This is a genomic window from Pseudarthrobacter sp. CC4 (assembly GCF_048957775.1).
In the GTDB taxonomy this organism is placed as follows: Bacteria; Actinomycetota; Actinomycetes; order Actinomycetales; family Micrococcaceae; genus Arthrobacter.
In genome coordinates, this window is sequence record NZ_JARCCZ010000003.1 from 309447 (window position 1) to 325330 (window position 15884).

11 protein-coding genes and 1 riboswitch are annotated in these 15884 nt (G+C 67.0%); of the genes, 8 read left to right on the top strand and 3 right to left on the bottom strand.

Going from position 1 to position 15884, the window contains the following annotated elements; all coding sequences use genetic code 11:
* Positions 1–15: 15 nt before the first annotated feature.
* The 4 genes from rnc to ftsY all read left to right on the top strand — a co-directional run bounded on the left by rnc (position 16) and on the right by ftsY (position 6690).
* Positions 16–738 carry a ribonuclease III gene (rnc, locus tag PV768_RS04205; RefSeq protein ID WP_157243108.1) on the top strand — a complete coding sequence of 241 codons (723 nt, stop codon included), beginning with the start codon at positions 16–18 and terminating at the stop codon, positions 736–738.
* 4 nt (positions 739–742) lie between these two features.
* On the top strand, positions 743–1723 hold the full coding sequence (gene mutM / locus PV768_RS04210; RefSeq protein ID WP_421092343.1) for a bifunctional DNA-formamidopyrimidine glycosylase/DNA-(apurinic or apyrimidinic site) lyase: 981 nt from the start codon (positions 743–745) through the stop codon (positions 1721–1723).
* Positions 1724–1817: 94 nt separating this feature from the next.
* Positions 1818–5405, top strand: coding sequence for a chromosome segregation protein SMC (gene smc / locus PV768_RS04215; RefSeq protein WP_421092344.1), 3588 nt, complete (start codon positions 1818–1820; stop codon positions 5403–5405).
* A gap of 76 nt (positions 5406–5481) precedes the next feature.
* On the top strand, positions 5482–6690 hold the full coding sequence (gene ftsY, locus PV768_RS04220; RefSeq protein WP_321213799.1) for a signal recognition particle-docking protein FtsY: 1209 nt from the start codon (positions 5482–5484) through the stop codon (positions 6688–6690).
* A 26-nt stretch (positions 6691–6716) separates the two neighbouring features.
* On the opposite strand, the gene PV768_RS04225 is transcribed toward ftsY, so the two are convergent.
* Entirely contained in the window at positions 6717–7958 is a 1242-nt protein-coding gene (locus PV768_RS04225) for an MFS transporter (RefSeq protein ID WP_157241904.1), read from the bottom strand.
* Positions 7959–8191: 233 nt separating this feature from the next.
* On the opposite strand from PV768_RS04225, the gene PV768_RS04230 reads away from it, so the two are divergent.
* Positions 8192–9541 carry an ammonium transporter gene (locus PV768_RS04230; RefSeq protein ID WP_421092345.1) on the top strand — a complete coding sequence of 450 codons (1350 nt, stop codon included), beginning with the start codon at positions 8192–8194 and terminating at the stop codon, positions 9539–9541.
* Positions 9538–9876: a P-II family nitrogen regulator gene (locus PV768_RS04235; protein WP_013601408.1), complete on the top strand. Its 339-nt coding sequence runs from the start codon at positions 9538–9540 to the stop codon at positions 9874–9876. The genes PV768_RS04230 and PV768_RS04235 overlap by 4 nt, the downstream gene beginning before the upstream one ends.
* A gap of 122 nt (positions 9877–9998) precedes the next feature.
* Here the strand turns inward: PV768_RS04235 and PV768_RS04240 are convergent, their stop codons facing one another.
* Positions 9999–11402 (bottom strand): glucose-6-phosphate dehydrogenase, encoded by a 1404-nt coding sequence (locus PV768_RS04240; protein ID WP_421092346.1) that lies wholly within the window; start codon positions 11400–11402, stop codon positions 9999–10001.
* 118 nt (positions 11403–11520) lie between these two features.
* Here PV768_RS04240 and ffh point away from each other — a divergent pair, with 118 nt between their 5' ends.
* The gene (gene ffh / locus PV768_RS04245; protein ID WP_321213795.1) at positions 11521–13104 is read left to right on the top strand and encodes a signal recognition particle protein; all 1584 of its coding nucleotides are present in this window, start codon (positions 11521–11523) and stop codon (positions 13102–13104) included.
* Positions 13105–13209: 105 nt separating this feature from the next.
* A complete protein-coding gene (locus PV768_RS04250; protein WP_157241908.1) occupies positions 13210–13941 on the top strand; it encodes an alpha/beta fold hydrolase in 732 nt (243 codons plus the stop codon).
* A 4-nt stretch (positions 13942–13945) separates the two neighbouring features.
* Here PV768_RS04250 and thiC read toward each other — a convergent pair whose 3' ends face one another.
* Positions 13946–15766, bottom strand: a complete 1821-nt coding sequence (thiC, locus tag PV768_RS04255; RefSeq protein WP_421092347.1) for a phosphomethylpyrimidine synthase ThiC — start codon at positions 15764–15766, stop codon at positions 13946–13948.
* Positions 15761–15868: riboswitch (TPP riboswitch) on the bottom strand. Its footprint overlaps the gene before it by 6 nt.
* Positions 15869–15884 lie beyond the last annotated feature (16 nt).

The following is a 15884-nucleotide window of genomic DNA, read 5'->3' on the forward strand; positions in this document are numbered from 1 at the left end:
CCTGAGGCTGACATGATGTCTTCAACTGAAGAGCTTCTGAAGCGTCTCGGTGTCTCTATAGACGCCGGGACGCTTCGTCTTGCGCTCACACACCGTTCCTACGCCTACGAAAACGGCGGCATCCCCACCAACGAGCGGCTCGAATTCCTGGGTGATTCCATCCTCGGGTTCTCCGTTACCGATGCCCTGTACCGGGACAACCCGGAACTGCCCGAAGGTGAGCTCGCAAAGCGGCGCTCCGCCGTCGTCAGCACCCGTGCGCTTGCCGGCATCGGACGCAGCCTGGGCATCGGGGAGTACATCTACCTTGGCCAGGGCGAAAAGCTCACCCACGGCAACAACAAGGCTTCCATCCTCGCCGACACCATGGAAGCACTGATCGGTGCCACCTACGTGTCCAACGACATCGAGACCGCACGCCAGCTGGTGATGCGCCTGATCGGCCCTTTGCTGAAGGACGCGGCCGCGCTGGGCGCCGGAACGGACTGGAAGACCAACATCCAGGAACTCGCTGCAAGCCGCCAGCTCGGCACCATCCACTACGCAGTGGACGGCTCCGGTCCGGACCATGCCCGCACTTTCACGGCTGTCCTCCATGTGGGCGGAACCGCCTATGGCAAGGGTTCCGGCCACTCCAAAAAGGAAGCGGAGCAGGAAGCCGCCGCGGACGCGTGGCGGGTGCTCTCCGGAGCAGCAGCGGGAGCAAAAAAGTCCGCCGGTTCCGTCCCCGCCAAGTAGCGCCATGCCTGAACTTCCCGAGGTTGAGGTGGTACGCCGCGGCCTGGTGAGCTGGGTCCGCGGCCGGACCATCACTTCGGTGGAGGTCCTTGATCCACGGTCGGTGCGCCGCCACGCCCTGGGCGTGGAGGACTTTACCGGCAACCTGGAAGGCGCCACGGTTGCAGACGTCGTCCGGCGGGGCAAGTTCTTGTGGATGCCGCTGGTGGAAGGCAGCCACGGGGACGGCGTCGCCGGGGACGCGCCGCCGCCAGCCGTGGAACGCCCCCGCGTTGCCCTGATGGCCCACCTCGGGATGAGCGGCCAGCTCCTGATGCAGGACCGGGACGTCCCGGACGAAAAGCACCTGAAGGTCCGTTTCCGGCTCAGCCCCGGTGACGGCAAGCCGGAAGAACTGAGGTTCGTGGACCAGCGGATCTTTGGCGGGCTGTTCGTCACGGCGATGGTTCCCACGGACGACGGCGGCCCCGGCGGCCTTGCCGAATCGCCCCTGCCCTTGATAGCTGAGGAAGCGTCACACATTGCACGGGACCCCCTGGACCCCGCCTTCTCCTTCGACGTTTTCTACCGGCGCCTCCGCAAGCGCAAAACCGGCCTGAAGCGGGCGCTGCTGGACCAGGGACTGGTCTCCGGGATCGGAAACATCTACGCGGACGAAGCGTTGTGGAGCGCCCGGCTGCACTATGCCCGGCCCACCGACACCCTGCGCCGTGGCGATGCGGAAAGGGTGCTCGCCAGCGCCCGGCAGGTCATGCTGGATGCCCTCGCGGCCGGCGGAACGAGCTTCGACTCGCTGTATGTGAACGTCAACGGCGCCTCCGGGTACTTTGACCGGTCCCTTAACGCCTACGGCCGGGAAGGGCAGGCCTGCAAACGCTGCGCCGCAGCTGGAATCCACGCCGTCATCCGCCGCGAGCAGTTCATGAACCGGTCCTCGCACACCTGCCCCGTCTGCCAGCCCCGTCCCCGGAACGGGCGCTGGTGACAATGCCCGCGGGAATCCCGGATATTGGGCCCCCACGCAGTAGATTGAGGACAGCGAAGCAGCCGCCTCAGCCACTCAGGAGATCCGAAGAGCCTTGCACCTCAAAAGCCTGACCGTCCGGGGGTTCAAGTCATTCGCGTCCGCCACCACCTTCAATTTCGAGCCAGGGGTCACCGCGGTGGTTGGCCCCAACGGATCCGGGAAGTCCAATGTGGTGGACGCCCTGGCCTGGGTCATGGGCGAACAGGGGGCCAAAACGCTCCGCGGCGGAAAGATGGAGGACGTCATTTTCGCCGGGACGTCAGGCCGGCCGCCCCTTGGCCGGGCCCACGTCTCCCTGACCATAGACAACACTGACGGCGCCCTGCCCATCGAGTACACCGAAGTGACCATTTCGCGGACGCTTTTCCGTACGGGCGGATCGGAATACGCCATCAACGGCGCAGGCTGCCGCCTGCTGGACATCCAGGAACTGCTGTCCGATTCCGGGCTGGGCCGCGAGATGCACGTCATCGTCGGCCAAGGCCAGCTGGACCGCGTCCTCCATGCCACGCCGGAGGACCGGCGGGGCTTCATCGAGGAAGCGGCCGGAATCCTGAAGCACCGCCGGCGCAAAGAACGGACCGTGCGCAAACTGGAGGCCATGCAGGCCAACCTCCAGCGCCTCACGGACCTCACGGGAGAAATCCGGCGCCAGCTCACGCCGCTGGGGAAACAGGCGGAAGTGGCGCGCCGGGCCCAGCGGGTCCAGTTCGATGTCCGCGATGCCCGCGCCCGTTTGCTGGCCGACGATCTGGTCCAGCTCCAGCTGGCACTGGAACAGGACGTGGCGGACGAAGCCGCCTTGAAAGAACGGCGGGCCCTCGCCGGCCGGGAGCTTGAGGCCGGCCGCCGCCAACAAGCCGAGCTGGAGCAACTCGCAGCTGAAGCAACCCCCCGGCTGAATGCCGCACGGGACGCCTGGTACCGTCTGTCCGCTGCCAGGGAGCGGCTGCGTTCACTGGGCTCCCTGGCACAGGAACGCAGCCGCCTCCTCGGTTCCGTGGAGGCACCGCCGCCGGGCCGGGACCCGGAACAACTGGAACGCCAGGCGGCCAGGGTCCGCGAGGAGCTGGTTGAGCTCGAGCGCAGCATCCTTGACCGGCGCAGCGCCCTGGACACAGCAAGCGCCGCAAAGGCAGAGGCCGAGCGTGCCGCGCTCGAAGAGGACAAACGGCTCACGGCGGAGCTGCGGGCCGCAGCTGACAGGCGCGAAGGCCTGGCCCGGCTGGCAGGCCAGGTTGCGGCGGCGAGGTCCCGTGTTGAGTCCGCCCAGGCGGAACTGGGCAGGCTCCGTGAATCCCTTGCGGCGGGGACCGAACGCCGGGCACGTGCCCAGGCCGAATTCACGGCACTGGAAAACCAGGTGGCCGGTGTGGAGGAGGGAGAGGAATCCCTTGACGCCGACTACGAGGCCGCCAATGAGGCCCTCGACACCGTGGTCCAGGAAATCGCCGGCCTGAAGTCAGCCGTCAGTGAGGGGGTCCGGAAGCGCGACGCCCTGGCGGCGCGCCGTGACGCGTTGAAGCTGGGCCTGGAACGGAAAGACGGGGCGAGGCACGCGCTGCACGCGGGCCTCGATGGAATCCTCGGAACCCTGGCTGCCGGGCTCACGGTGGAAGCCGGCTTCGAGACTGCGATAGCCGCGGCATTGGGGGAGGCCTCCGAAGCAATCGTGGTGCGGGACGCGGAGACGGCAACGGCGGTGCTCCAGCTCCTCAAGGACGACGACGCCGGGCGGGCGTCACTGCTCCTCGGATCGGCAGGGGCTGCAGCTGGACCCACAACCGGCACCGACATGTCCCTCCCCCCGGGCGCGCGCTGGGCCGCGGACCTCACCAGCTGCGACGCCTCCTCCGCCAGCCTGGTTGCGGACCTGTTGGCTGGCACTGCCGTTGTCCCGGACATCCAGGCAGCGGCCGCCCTGGTGGCGGAACACCCCGGGCTGACGGCCGTCACCACCGGCGGAGACGTTTTCACCGCAGTGTCGGTCACCGGCGGCTCGGCCAAGGCACCGTCGCTCCTCGAGGTGCAGGCGGCGGTGGACGACGCCGAGAGCCGGCTTGCGGCGGTCACGGCAGCCTTGGAGCGGAACAGGTTCGCCCTCGCGGCCACCGAGGCAAAGCGCGCGGAAACGCAGGATCGGGCCGACGCCGCCCTGGAAAGGCTGCACGAATCCGACGCGAAGCTGGCCGCCGTGGCTGAGCGCCTCGGCCACCTGAACTCCGTGCTCCGAAGCGCCGTCGGCGAAAGCGACCGCCTGGCGTCATCGCTGGCCAGGGCGGAGGAGAACGTGGCGGCAGAGGAGGAAGCGCTCGCAGCTGTGGCCGCACGCCTGGCGGCGGCACAGGAAGCGCCCGCGGAGCAGGAGCCGTCAACTGAACACCGCGACGCCCTGGCCCAGGCGGCGGCCCACGCGCGCGCTGCAGAGGTTGAGGCACGGCTGGCGCTTCGCAGCGCCGAAGAGCAGCTCTCAGCCACCAGGAACCGGGTGGCCTCACTGGAGCGGGCGGCCGCCACTGAGCGCCGGGCCCGGGAGGAAGCCGCCGAGCGCGCCCGTGTCCGCCGCATCCAGGCGCGGCGCGCAGCCGCCGTGTCCGCCGCCGTAGACGTGGCGCTCCGCCACGTTGACGTGTCCGTGGATCTGGCACGGCATGAACGTGACCTTGCCGAAGACAACCGTGAGCAGCGGGACCAGGCACTTGGGGAAATCCGGACCGCCAATGAACTCCTGGCGAGGGAACTGGCCGACCTCACGGACAACGTCCACCGCGACGAACTCGCCCGGGCCCGGCAAAGGGCGCAAATCGACGCACTGGAAACCCGCTCCATCGACGAACTGGGCATTACCCCGGACGCCCTGGCAGCCGAGTACGGACCGGACGTTCCCGTTCCCGTTCCGGCCGAAGAAAGCGGCGACAAATGGGCTGCCCTTCGTGCTCCGGTGGACGGCGCCGGCGCGGAAATCGTCGAGGGAAAGCCTTACGTCCGAGAAGAGCAGGAGAAGCGCCTGCGGAAGGCTGAACGCGACCTCGCCAGCCTGGGCCGGGTGAACCCCCTGGCACTGGAGGAATTCGCCGCACTCGAGGAGCGCCATCAGTTCCTCAGCACCCAACTCGAGGACCTGAAGGCCAGCCGGAAGGACCTGCTGGACATCATCAAGGAGGTGGATGACCGCGTCCAGCGCGTCTTCACCGAGGCCTTCGAAGACACCCAGGCCCAGTTCGTCAGGGTCTTCGCCCGGCTCTTCCCGGGCGGGGAGGGGCGGCTGGTGCTCACCGACCCTGCCGACATGCTCACCACCGGTATCGAGGTGGAAGCCCGTCCCGCCGGAAAGAAGATCAAGCGGCTCTCGCTCCTGTCGGGCGGGGAACGCTCGCTGACCGCGGTGGCGCTGCTGGTGGCGATCTTCAAGGCACGGCCCTCGCCCTTCTACGTCATGGACGAGGTGGAAGCTGCCCTGGACGACACCAACCTGGGCCGGCTCATCACCATCTTCGAGGAACTCCGGGAATCCAGCCAGCTCATTGTCATCACCCACCAGAAGCGGACCATGGAAGTGGCGGACGCGCTGTACGGCGTCACCATGCGCGGCGACGGCGTCTCCACGGTGATCAGCCAGCGGCTCGGGGCCGACGTATGACCGGCCGGGTGTAGCGGCAGGTCAACTGCACGCCTGCCCCGGAAGGGCGCCCCCGCGCGTATGAGAAGCTAGGGGAGTGAATGACATCCTTCCCATAATCCTGTCCATTCTTGCTGCCCTGGTGGTTATCGGCGGGCTGATTCCGGTCCTGATGAAGACCCGGAAGAACATCACCCGGTACCCTGGCACACGCGATGCCAACGACCCCGTACTGCCGCAGGGCGGGAGCACTGCCGTTGAGGACAGGCCCGGCGCGGTTGCGGACCGTACGGCCCCGGGCCCGGTGGACCTGGAGGGGCTGGAAACCGCTGAGGTCCCGGATAACGCCGCGGGGCTGGAGGTCATTCCGGTTGAGACTCCGCTTCCCGTGGCGGGCCGGCTGGTCCGCCTGCGCGAGCGCCTGGTCCGGTCCAACAACATCATGGGCAAGGGACTCCTGGCGCTGCTCTCAAGCGACAAGATCGACGAGAACGTGTGGGACGAGGTGGAGGAGACCCTCCTCCTGGCGGACCTGGGCACCGAACCCACCATGCAGCTCGTGGACGCCCTCCGTGAACGGGTCAAGGTCCTGGGCACCCGGACCCCCGAGCAGGTCAAAGAGCTGCTCCGCGAAGAACTCATCAAGCTCGTGGACCCCACCATGGACCGCTCCCTCAACGTCCAGCGCCACGCGGACAAGCCGGCCGTCATGATGGTGGTGGGCGTCAACGGCGTGGGAAAGACCACCACCGTGGGCAAGCTCGCCCGCGTCCTGGTTGCGGAGGACAAGGATGTCCTCCTCGGCGCTGCGGACACCTTCCGCGCCGCGGCCGCCGAACAGCTGGCCACGTGGGGCCAGCGGGTTGGCGTTCCCACTGTGAAGTCGGACATCGACGGCGCCGATCCTGCCTCCGTTGCCTACGAGGCAGTCAAGGCCGGCATTGACCAGGAAGTGGACGTGGTCATGATCGACACTGCCGGCAGGCTGCAGAACAAAGTGGGCCTCATGGACGAACTGGGCAAGGTCAAGCGCGTCATTGAGAAACTGGCCGAGGTGGACGAGGTCCTCCTGGTGCTGGATGCTACTACCGGCCAGAACGGCCTGAACCAGGCCCGCGTCTTCTCGGAGGTCGTGAACATCACGGGCATTGTCCTGACCAAGCTGGACGGAACCGCCAAGGGCGGCATCGTCGTCGCCATCCAAAAGACCCTCGGAGTCCCGGTCAAGCTGATCGGCCTGGGTGAGGGGGCGGACGACCTCGCCCCCTTCGACGCAGAGGCCTTTGTGGACGCGCTGCTGAACTAGCCCGCTGCTGAACTGGCCCGGAGGACTCAGGGCCGGGCTGTCCGCAGGGTTTCCCGGGTGGCGGCCCAGGCCACCGCGGCCACGAGCATGATGCCGCCGGTCACCCCGAAAGCCCAGCCGTAGCCCAGCCGGTCGGCCAGCACACCTGCCAGGACGGGCCCAACAATCGCGCCGACGTCGGACGTCATCTGATATACGGCCAGGACCTTGCCCCCGGACCGGCCGTTGCCGATCACGTCCGCGACGGCGGCCTGCTGGGCCGGGCCGAAGAGGCCGGAACCGGCCCCGGCCAGGGCCGATGCCGCAAGGAACCAGCCCAGCCCGGACGTAAAACCGATGGCAGCGGTGGCGGCCCCGGCAACAATCAGTCCGGCAATCATCATGGGTTTGCGGCCCAGGGTGTCAGCCAGCCGGCCCGAGAAGGTAAGGGCTGCGGCGTTCCCGGCAGCAAAAACTGCCAGTGCAAACCCGGCCGCCTCGGGTCCGGCTCCGAGGGCCGCCACCGCGAAGAGCGGAACAGTGGCCATCCGGACCCCAAAAGTCGCCCAGCCGTTCACGAAGCTGGACAGCACGGCGGTCCGGTAGGTGCCCATGGCAAGCGCTTCTCCCAGGGGCATGTCCGGTGCGCGGTCCTGCCCGTCCCCGCCGCCCCGGCGCTGGTGGCTGAGCTGTGTCTGGACCACGACGGCGGCCATCACCAGGGCGGCCGCGTACGCCAGGAAGGGAACGCGCAGGCCGAAGCCGGCCAGCAGGCCGCCGACGATCGGGCCGCACACATTTCCGATGAGGAAGGCGGACGCGTAGGCGCCGGAAACGCGGCCCCTGCTCTCCGGCGGCGCAAGCCGCACCACCAGCGCCATCGAAGCGACCGTGAACATTACCGATCCGGCTCCGCCAAGCCCGCGGAAGAGCAGGAGCTGCCAATAGTCCTGGGCGAACGCGCAGGCAGCGGTGGAGGCGGCGACGATCAGCAGGCCCATGACGTAGACGGGCCGTTCGCCGATCCGGCCGATGAGGGCACCGCCGGCGGGCGCGAAGACCAGCCGCATGAACGCGAAGATCGCCACGATCACCGAAGCTTCGGTATTTCCCACGCCGAAGGTTGTGGCGAACTGTGGCAACACGGGCGCAACAAGACCGAATCCAAGGGCAATAAGGAAGGCCGCGGCCAGCATCACCTTGATGTCGCGCGGCAGCTTTTGCCTGCCGGGACGCAGCAGGGAAAAAATCCGCGCTGTGGCGCGGCTCACGCGGGGTTCTGCCGTCATGGTCGAGGGGTCCTTGCGTACTTGTCCGAGGGGCGTCGGCGGGAGAGGTGAAACATAACCGTAACAAGCCAGATATGCACCATTTACTTCCTAGAGGTTGTTGTAACAGCCCCGCAATAAAAAACCTCCGCGGCCGAAACACAGCGCCGACACACTCGTTACAGGACGCAAAAGGCGTTGGCAGGCGGATCATCTCCGCAAATTCGACCAAATCGATAAGAGAGGCGTGCACCATGGAACTTACCGCAGGTCACGTATGGATCATGGTGTCGGCGGCGCTTGTGCTGTTCATGACACCGGGTCTGGCATTTTTCTATGGCGGCATGACCCGGGCCAAGGCCGCGCTGAACATGATGATGATGAGCTTCATCTCCATCGGCATGGTTGGCGTTGTCTGGGTCCTCTGGGGCGCCTCCATGAGCTCCGGCGAGGGCTTCTTCCAGATTGTGGGCAACCCGTTTGCCACGTTCGGCCTTGAGGGCATCGACACCCCGGACGGACTGATCAAGGTCGGCTACGCCGCCACCTTCGCCATCATCACCGTCGCACTCATCAGCGGCGCCATCGCTGACCGCGCCAAGTTCGGCGCCTGGTCTGTCTTCGTGCCCGTCTGGGTCACGCTTGTCTACTGCCCGCTGGCCTTCATGGTGTGGGGCGGCGGACTGTTCGGTCCTGAAGGTGCAGTGGGCCAGGCCCTCGGCCCGGCCATCGACTTCGCCGGCGGCACCGTGGTCCACATCAATGCGGGTGTTGCAGCCCTGGTCCTGGTCCTCATCATCGGCAACCGCAAGGGGTTCGGCAAGGATCCGAACCACCGCCCGCACAACATCCCGTTCGTTATGCTCGGCGCGGCCATCCTCTGGTTCGGCTGGTTCGGCTTCAACGGCGGTGCCGCCACCACCGCTGAGCAGGGCGGGCTCATCTGGGTGAACACCCTTGCCGCCCCGGCTGCCGCGATGCTCGGCTGGCTGGTCACCGAGCGCATCCGCGACGGCCACCCCACCTCCCTGGGTGCCGCCTCCGGTGTTGTTGCCGGCCTCGTCGCCATCACCCCGGCCTGCGCCAACGTGAGCCCCGTCGGTGCCCTCGGCCTCGGCATCGTGGCCGGCGTGGCTTCCGCCCTCGCGGTGGGACTGAAGTTCCGCTGGGGCTTCGATGACTCGCTGGACGTTGTCGGTGTCCACCTTGTCTCCGGCATCATCGGCACCGTGGCCCTGGGCTTCATTGCACTGCCCACCGACGGCGTGGGCGGCGGCCTGTTCTACGGCGGCGGCATGACCCAGATGTGGGCGCAGCTCGCAGCGGCCGGCATCGCCATCGCCTACTCCGCCATCCTGACGGCGATCATCGCCCTGGCCATCCACAAGACCATGGGCTTCCGTGTCTCGCAGGAACAGGAAACGGTGGGCGTGGACCTCAGCCTGCACGCCGAGACCGCCTACGAGTTCGGCGTCGGGGGACACGGCGGAAGCTTCCAGCCCCTGCACGACATGATCACCGGCAAGACCCAGTCGGACGCGGCACAGAAATCAGGAGCCGCGAAGACCGAATCAGCAACAGGTAAGGAAAGCGTGGGGGCATGAAACTGATTACTGCGATCGTCCGGCCGGAAAAGCTCGAGGCCATCCGTGAGGGGCTGGAGGCCTACGGCGTACAGGGCCTGACGGTCAGCGCGGCGAGCGGCTACGGCCGGCAGCGCGGCTACACCGAGGTCTACCGCGGCGCGGAGTACAACGTGGACCTGCTGCCCAAGATCCGGGTGGAGGTCCTCGCCACCGACGAGCAGGCAGACGACATCCTGGATGTCATCATCGCCAGCTCAAACACCGGCCGGGCCGGCGACGGCAAGGTCTGGACCGTGGATGTCTCGGAGGCGGTGCGGGTCCGCACCGGTGAACGGGGCGTTGCGGCAATCTAGGCCGGCAAAGCACTAACTAAAAGACGGAGCGGGCAGGAAAACCGGAAGGTTTTCCTGCCCGCTCCGCTGTGCTGTCCGACACCCCGCCGCCAGCGTGGATGCAGCTGCGGCGGAAGCTGGCCTTAGTGTCCCGGCACCGTGCCCGGCCAGCCCGCGGGGCCGGCCGATCCGGCGTCGTACTCTTCCAACGGGACAGAATCCTGCTGCCAGGCCTTGAGCACAGGCTCAACAATGCGCCAGCATTCTTCCGCGGTGTCGCCGCGGACGGAAAGCAACGGGTCGCCCGCGAGGACGCCTTCCAGGACTTCACCGTAGGGGAGGAGGTCCGAAGCGCTCAGTTCCGCGCCGAGGGTGATGCGGCCCAGGCTGAAGATGTTGCCGGGACCATTGACATCGACGTCGAACGCCAGGGTGTCCGGCCCGAAGCCGATCCTTAGCTTGTTCGGCGAGTCAACGCCGGTAAAGCCCCGGGGAAGGTGGGGCACCGGGCGGAACGTGACCACGGCTTCCTTGCGCTTAACGCCCAGCGCCTTGCCGGAACGGAGGATGAAGGGGACGCCCTTCCAGCGCCAGTTGTCGATGTTCACCTGGATCTCGGCCAGGGTCTCGGTGCCGCGTGCCGCGTCCACACCGTCCTCCCGCGCGTAGTCCGGGACCTCCTTCCCCGCCAGTTCACCCGCCGTGTAGCGCGCCCTGCGGCTGGAACCGGCGTAGGGCTCCGGGACGCTGCTGGCGCGCAGGACCGTGGAAATGGCGTCGCGCAGGTCCCGTTCGCCGATCGTGGCCGGCGGTTCGATGGCCATCAGCGCCATGATCTGCAGGAGGTGGCTCTGGATCATGTCCCGGAGCGCGCCGGCGCCGTCGTAATAACGGGCGCGTCCCTCCAGCGCGAGGTCCTCGTCAAAGATGATTTCCACTTTTTCCACGTGGTGGCGGTCCCAGACGGGTTCCAGGAAGTTGTTGGCGAACCGCAGGCCCAGGATGTTCAGCACGGTGGCCTTGCCCAGGAAATGGTCCACCCGGTGGATGTGGTCTTCCGGAACCAGCCGGACCAGTGTCTGGTTGAGCGACCGGGCAGACTCCTCGCTGGAGCCGAAGGGTTTTTCCATCACCAACCGCGTGCCGGCCGGAACCTGGTCGGGCCGCAGCGCTTCACAGGCGAGCTGGCTGATCTTGGGCGGGAGGGCGAAATAGACGGCCGTTGGGCCGTCCAGCGCGGTAAGGAGCGAGGCCAGGGCGCCGTCGGCGGTGACATCCAGCTGGTGGTAGACCGTCTCCTTTTCAAGGGACTGCAGGGCGTCCTTTCCCTCGGGACCTGCGGGCCCGGCTGCTGCTTCGAAGGAGGTGTGAACCCTTTCCCGCCACTGTTCCGGGGTCCAGGGATCTGACCCGGCACCGACGAGCCGGAGATCCGTGGCGTGGCCCTTCGCCACCAGGCGCGCCAGGCCCGGCAGGAGCAGCCGGCCCGTCAGGTCCCCGGAAGCGCCGAGGATGAGGAGGGTTTTCACAGATGCTTGGCTCGTCATTTTGCCAGCATGCCACCTTGGGGGTCCGACTTGGTACCCTAGATAGTCGAGTCCCGATCATCCACAGCCTTTGATTATTCATAGCCTTTGATCATCCACAGAAAGAAGTGCACGTCGCGTGTTCAATTCACTCTCTGACCGGTTGACAGCAACCTTTAAGAATCTGCGGGGTAAAGGCAGGCTCTCCGAGGCCGACGTCGATGCCACAGTCCGCGAGATCCGCCGTGCCCTCCTGGATGCCGACGTTGCCGTTCCAGTTGTCCGTGAATTCACCGGCCGGGTACGGGAACGCGCCCTGGGTTCCGAGGTGTCCGGTGCGCTGAACCCGAGCCAGCAGATCGTCAAGATCGTCAACGAAGAACTGGTGGAGATCCTCGGCGGTGAAACCCGCCGGATCCGCCTCGCCAAGAACGGCCCCACCATCATCATGCTGGCCGGCCTCCAGGGTGCCGGTAAGACCACCCTCGCCGGCAAGCTGTCCAAGTGGCTGAAGGCCCAGGGCCACAGCCCCATGCTGGTGGCATGCGACCTGCAGCGCCCCAACGCGGTCACCCAGCTCCAGGTGGTGGGCCAGCGCGCCAAGGTGCCGGTGTTCGCGCCGCACCCGGGAGCCACGTCCTCCGAACTCGAGCACCCTGCCGGCGACCCCGTGGCCGTTGCCCGCGCCGGTGTGGAGGAAGCCCGCCAGAAGCTGCACGACGTCGTCATCGTGGACACCGCCGGCCGGCTCGGTGTCGACGCCGACATGATGGAGCAGGCGCGCCAGATCCGCCGCGCCATCGTGCCCAACGAAGTCCTCTTCGTCATCGACTCCATGATCGGCCAGGACGCCGTGAACACGGCGCTCGCCTTCGATGAGGGAGTCAACTTCACGGGCATCGTGCTCTCCAAGCTCGACGGCGACGCCCGCGGCGGTGCCGCGCTCTCGGTGGCGTCCGTCACCGGCAAACCCGTCATGTTCGCCTCCACCGGCGAAGGCCTTGACGACTTCGAGCTGTTCCACCCGGACCGGATGGCATCGCGCATCCTGGACATGGGTGACGTCCTGACGCTGATTGAGCAGGCGGAGAAATCCTGGGACAAGGACGAAGCCGCCCGGATGGCGAAGAAATTCGCCGACCAGGAAGACTTCACCCTTGAGGACTTCCTGGCCCAGATGCAGCAGATCCGCAACATGGGCTCGATGAAGAAAATGCTCATGATGATGCCGGGTGCGCAGAACATCCGCCAGCAGCTGGAGCAGTTCGACGAACGCGAGATCGACCGCGTCGAGGCCATCGTCCGGTCCATGACCCCGCACGAGCGTGTTGCGCCCAAGATCATCAACGGCTCCCGCCGCGCCCGTATTGCCCGCGGCTCCGGCGTCCACGTCTCCGAGGTCAACGGCCTCCTGGAGCGCTTCGCCCAGGCCCAGAAGATGATGAAGAAGATGGCCCAGGGCGGCATGCCGGGCATGCCCGGGATGCCAGGCATGCCGGGTGCCGGCGGCGGGGCGCGGAAGAACGCCAAGAACGCCCCCAAGAAGAAGGCGAAGTCCGGCAACCCCGCCAAGGCTGCCCAGGAGCGGAAGGACGCCGAGGCCCGCCGGGCCAACGCGGCCAAGGCTCTGCCGACCGGCGCCGCCTTCGGCCAGCAGCCGGGCGACTTCGATCCGTCCCAGCTGAACCTGCCCAAGGGCTTCGACAAGTTCCTCGGCAAGTAAGCACGCCTGGCCCAACTAAGTAGCGCCAAGTGTCGTTTTGACGGTTCATAACGACACTTGGCGCTACTTAGTTGGGATGTCGGGGCTGTGGAATAGGGTTGGGTCATGTTCAAGCAGAGGGTAGTGTTCGTGCACGGCGCGGGCAGCTTCGGCGCCGCGGCCTGGCCCCGCCAGCATGGCCTGGCACTGTCCTATGACGCACTGTTCCTGCGCCGCCACGGCTACGATCCCGTGGCAGAGCCGGTGGAATCATCCTTCGAAGAGGACGCGGGCATCCTGCTGCGGTCACTGGCCGACGACGGCAGGGGCGCCGTCGGCGGGCACGTCGTGGCACATGCCCAAGGCGCCGTCGCAGCGATGATGGCCGCCGTCGAACGCCCCGACCTTGTCTACTCGCTGACGCTGGTGGAGCCGGCCTGCCTGTCGCTGACCGCGGAACTGCCGGCGACGGCGGCGCACATTGCGCTGATGAAGCCGCTCCTGGACGTCCGGCACCAACTCGGCGACGAGGACTTCCAGCGGGAATTCGTGCGCCGGGTCTACGCCACGGACCTGCAGCACCCGGTCACCGTGGAAGAGAAGCGGTCCGCCCGGCGGCTCCGGCTGCAGGTGCCGTCGTGGGAAGCTCCGCTGCACATCGTGCCGGGCGTGCCTACGCTCGTCCTCACGGGCGGCTGGGAGCCGCTCTACGAAGAGATCGCGGGCTACCTCCGGGAGACCGGCGCCCTCCACCGCACTGCGGCGGGAGGGCACCGGCCCCAGGATTCAGTAGAGGGGGACCGCATCATCCGCTCGTTCATCGGCGATGCCAGCCGGGTCCGGGCACGCGCCTCCTGACGCCCTAGCTTCCGGCGGCAACACGGGGCTCCGGCAGGTACACCTTGCCGCCGGCCGCCCGGAATTCCTCGCTTTTCCCCTTCATCCCCGCGGCCGCCGCCAGGGCCGCCTGCGACTCCGCCGAGCCAAATTCGTCCCGGATGTCCTGGCTGATCCTCATGGAGCAGAACTTGGGACCGCACATGGAACAGAAGTGCGCGGTCTTGGCAGGTTCTGCGGGCAGGGTCTCATCATGGAAGGCTTCCGCCGTGACCGGGTCCAGGGACAGCGCGAACTGGTCGCGCCAGCGGAATTCGAAGCGTGCCTTGGACAGCGCATCATCGCGCTCGTGCGCCCCCGGGTGGCCCTTGGCAAGGTCTGCCGCGTGTGCGGCGATCTTGTAGGTGATCACCCCGGTCTTGACGTCGTCCTTGTTGGGCAGCCCCAGGTGTTCCTTCGGGGTGACATAGCAGAGCATGGCAGTGCCGTAGCGTGCGATCTCCGTGGCACCGATGGCCGAGGTGATGTGGTCGTAGCCCGGTGCAACGTCGGTAACCAGGGGCCCGAGTGTGTAGAACGGCGCACCCTTGCACAGCTCCTGCTGGCGCTCTACGTTCTCGCGGACCAGGTGGAACGGGATGTGCCCCGGACCTTCCACCATCACCTGCACGTCGAATTCCCAGGCGCGCGCCGTCAGCTCAGCCAGTGTGTCCAGTTCGGCGAACTGGGCAGCGTCGTTGGCATCCGCCGTCGCCCCTGGCCGCAGCCCGTCACCCAGGGAGAAGGCGACGTCGTACTTCGCGAAGATTTCGCACAGCTCATCGAAGTGCGTGTAGAGGAAGTTCTCCTGGTGGTGGGCCAGGCACCAGCCTGCCATGATCGAACCGCCGCGGGACACGATGCCTGTCACCCGGTTGGCTGTCAGGGGCACGTAACGCAGCAGGACGCCGGCGTGGATGGTCATGTAGTCCACACCCTGCTCGCACTGTTCAATGACGGTGTCGCGGAAGATCTCCCAGGTAAGGGCATTGGCTTCCCCGTTGACCTTCTCGAGGGCCTGGTAGATGGGGACGGTGCCGATGGGGACGGGGGAGTTGCGGAGGATCCATTCGCGGGTGGTGTGGATGTCATCGCCGGTGGAAAGGTCCATGACGGTGTCGGCGCCCCACTGCGTTGCCCACTGCAGTTTGTCCACCTCCTCCGCGATGGAACTGGTAACGGCCGAGTTGCCGATGTTGGCGTTGATTTTCACCAGGAAGGCCTTGCCGATAATCATCGGCTCGGACTCGGGGTGGTTGATGTTGCTGGGGATGATGGCGCGGCCCGCGGCCAGCTCGCTGCGGACCAGTTCAACATCGCAGTTCTCGCGCAGCGCCACAAAGCGCATCTCCGGGGTGATCACGCCCTGCCGCGCATAGTGCATCTGCGTCACGGTCCTGCCGTCGACGGCGCGGCGGGGCACGGGGCGCGCTCCCTTCCACTCGGCGCTGGCGGCGCCGCGGCGGACAGCCGAGCGGCCGTCGTCGAGCAGGTTCCGTTCCCTGCCGCTGTACGCCTCGGTGTCTCCGCGTGCTTCGATCCAGTCCGTCCGGAAGGCTGGGAGGCCGACGACGGGGTCGCTGCCAGGTCCTGCCGTCCGGTAGGTCCGGAACGGCCTGTTCGGCGTCCCGTTCGGGGAAGGTTCCAGCGCAATCTCCGTCACCGGGACCCTGATCCCCGTGCCGGCATCCTCAAGGTAGGCCAGTGAATGGGATTTCAGGGACTGGGTCACCGTTGGCTGGTTGCCGGCTGCTCCCATCGCCGGACGGTCTTGGGCAGGGTTCAGCTGTGCATTTTGTGTACTCAAGGAATACTCACTTCCTTCGCCGGCATTACCCGGACAGGTTCAACGGTCGCAGGCTGCGTCAGCCCGATCTCAGCCCCTGCAGGGGCACCCGTGTGGTCAAGATGTAAGCTACCACACG

Coding starts and splice junctions, on each gene's coding strand:
- rnc (WP_157243108.1), top strand. CDS start 16: ATGTCTTCAACTGAAGAGCTTCTGAAGCGTCTCGGTGTCTCTATAGAC.
- PV768_RS04240 (WP_421092346.1), bottom strand. CDS start 11,402: ATGACGAGCCAAGCATCTGTGAAAACCCTCCTCATCCTCGGCGCTTCC.
- PV768_RS04230 (WP_421092345.1), top strand. CDS start 8,192: ATGGAACTTACCGCAGGTCACGTATGGATCATGGTGTCGGCGGCGCTT.
- PV768_RS04235 (WP_013601408.1), top strand. CDS start 9,538: ATGAAACTGATTACTGCGATCGTCCGGCCGGAAAAGCTCGAGGCCATC.
- PV768_RS04225 (WP_157241904.1), bottom strand. CDS start 7,958: ATGACGGCAGAACCCCGCGTGAGCCGCGCCACAGCGCGGATTTTTTCC.
- mutM (WP_421092343.1), top strand. CDS start 743: ATGCCTGAACTTCCCGAGGTTGAGGTGGTACGCCGCGGCCTGGTGAGC.
- PV768_RS04250 (WP_157241908.1), top strand. CDS start 13,210: ATGTTCAAGCAGAGGGTAGTGTTCGTGCACGGCGCGGGCAGCTTCGGC.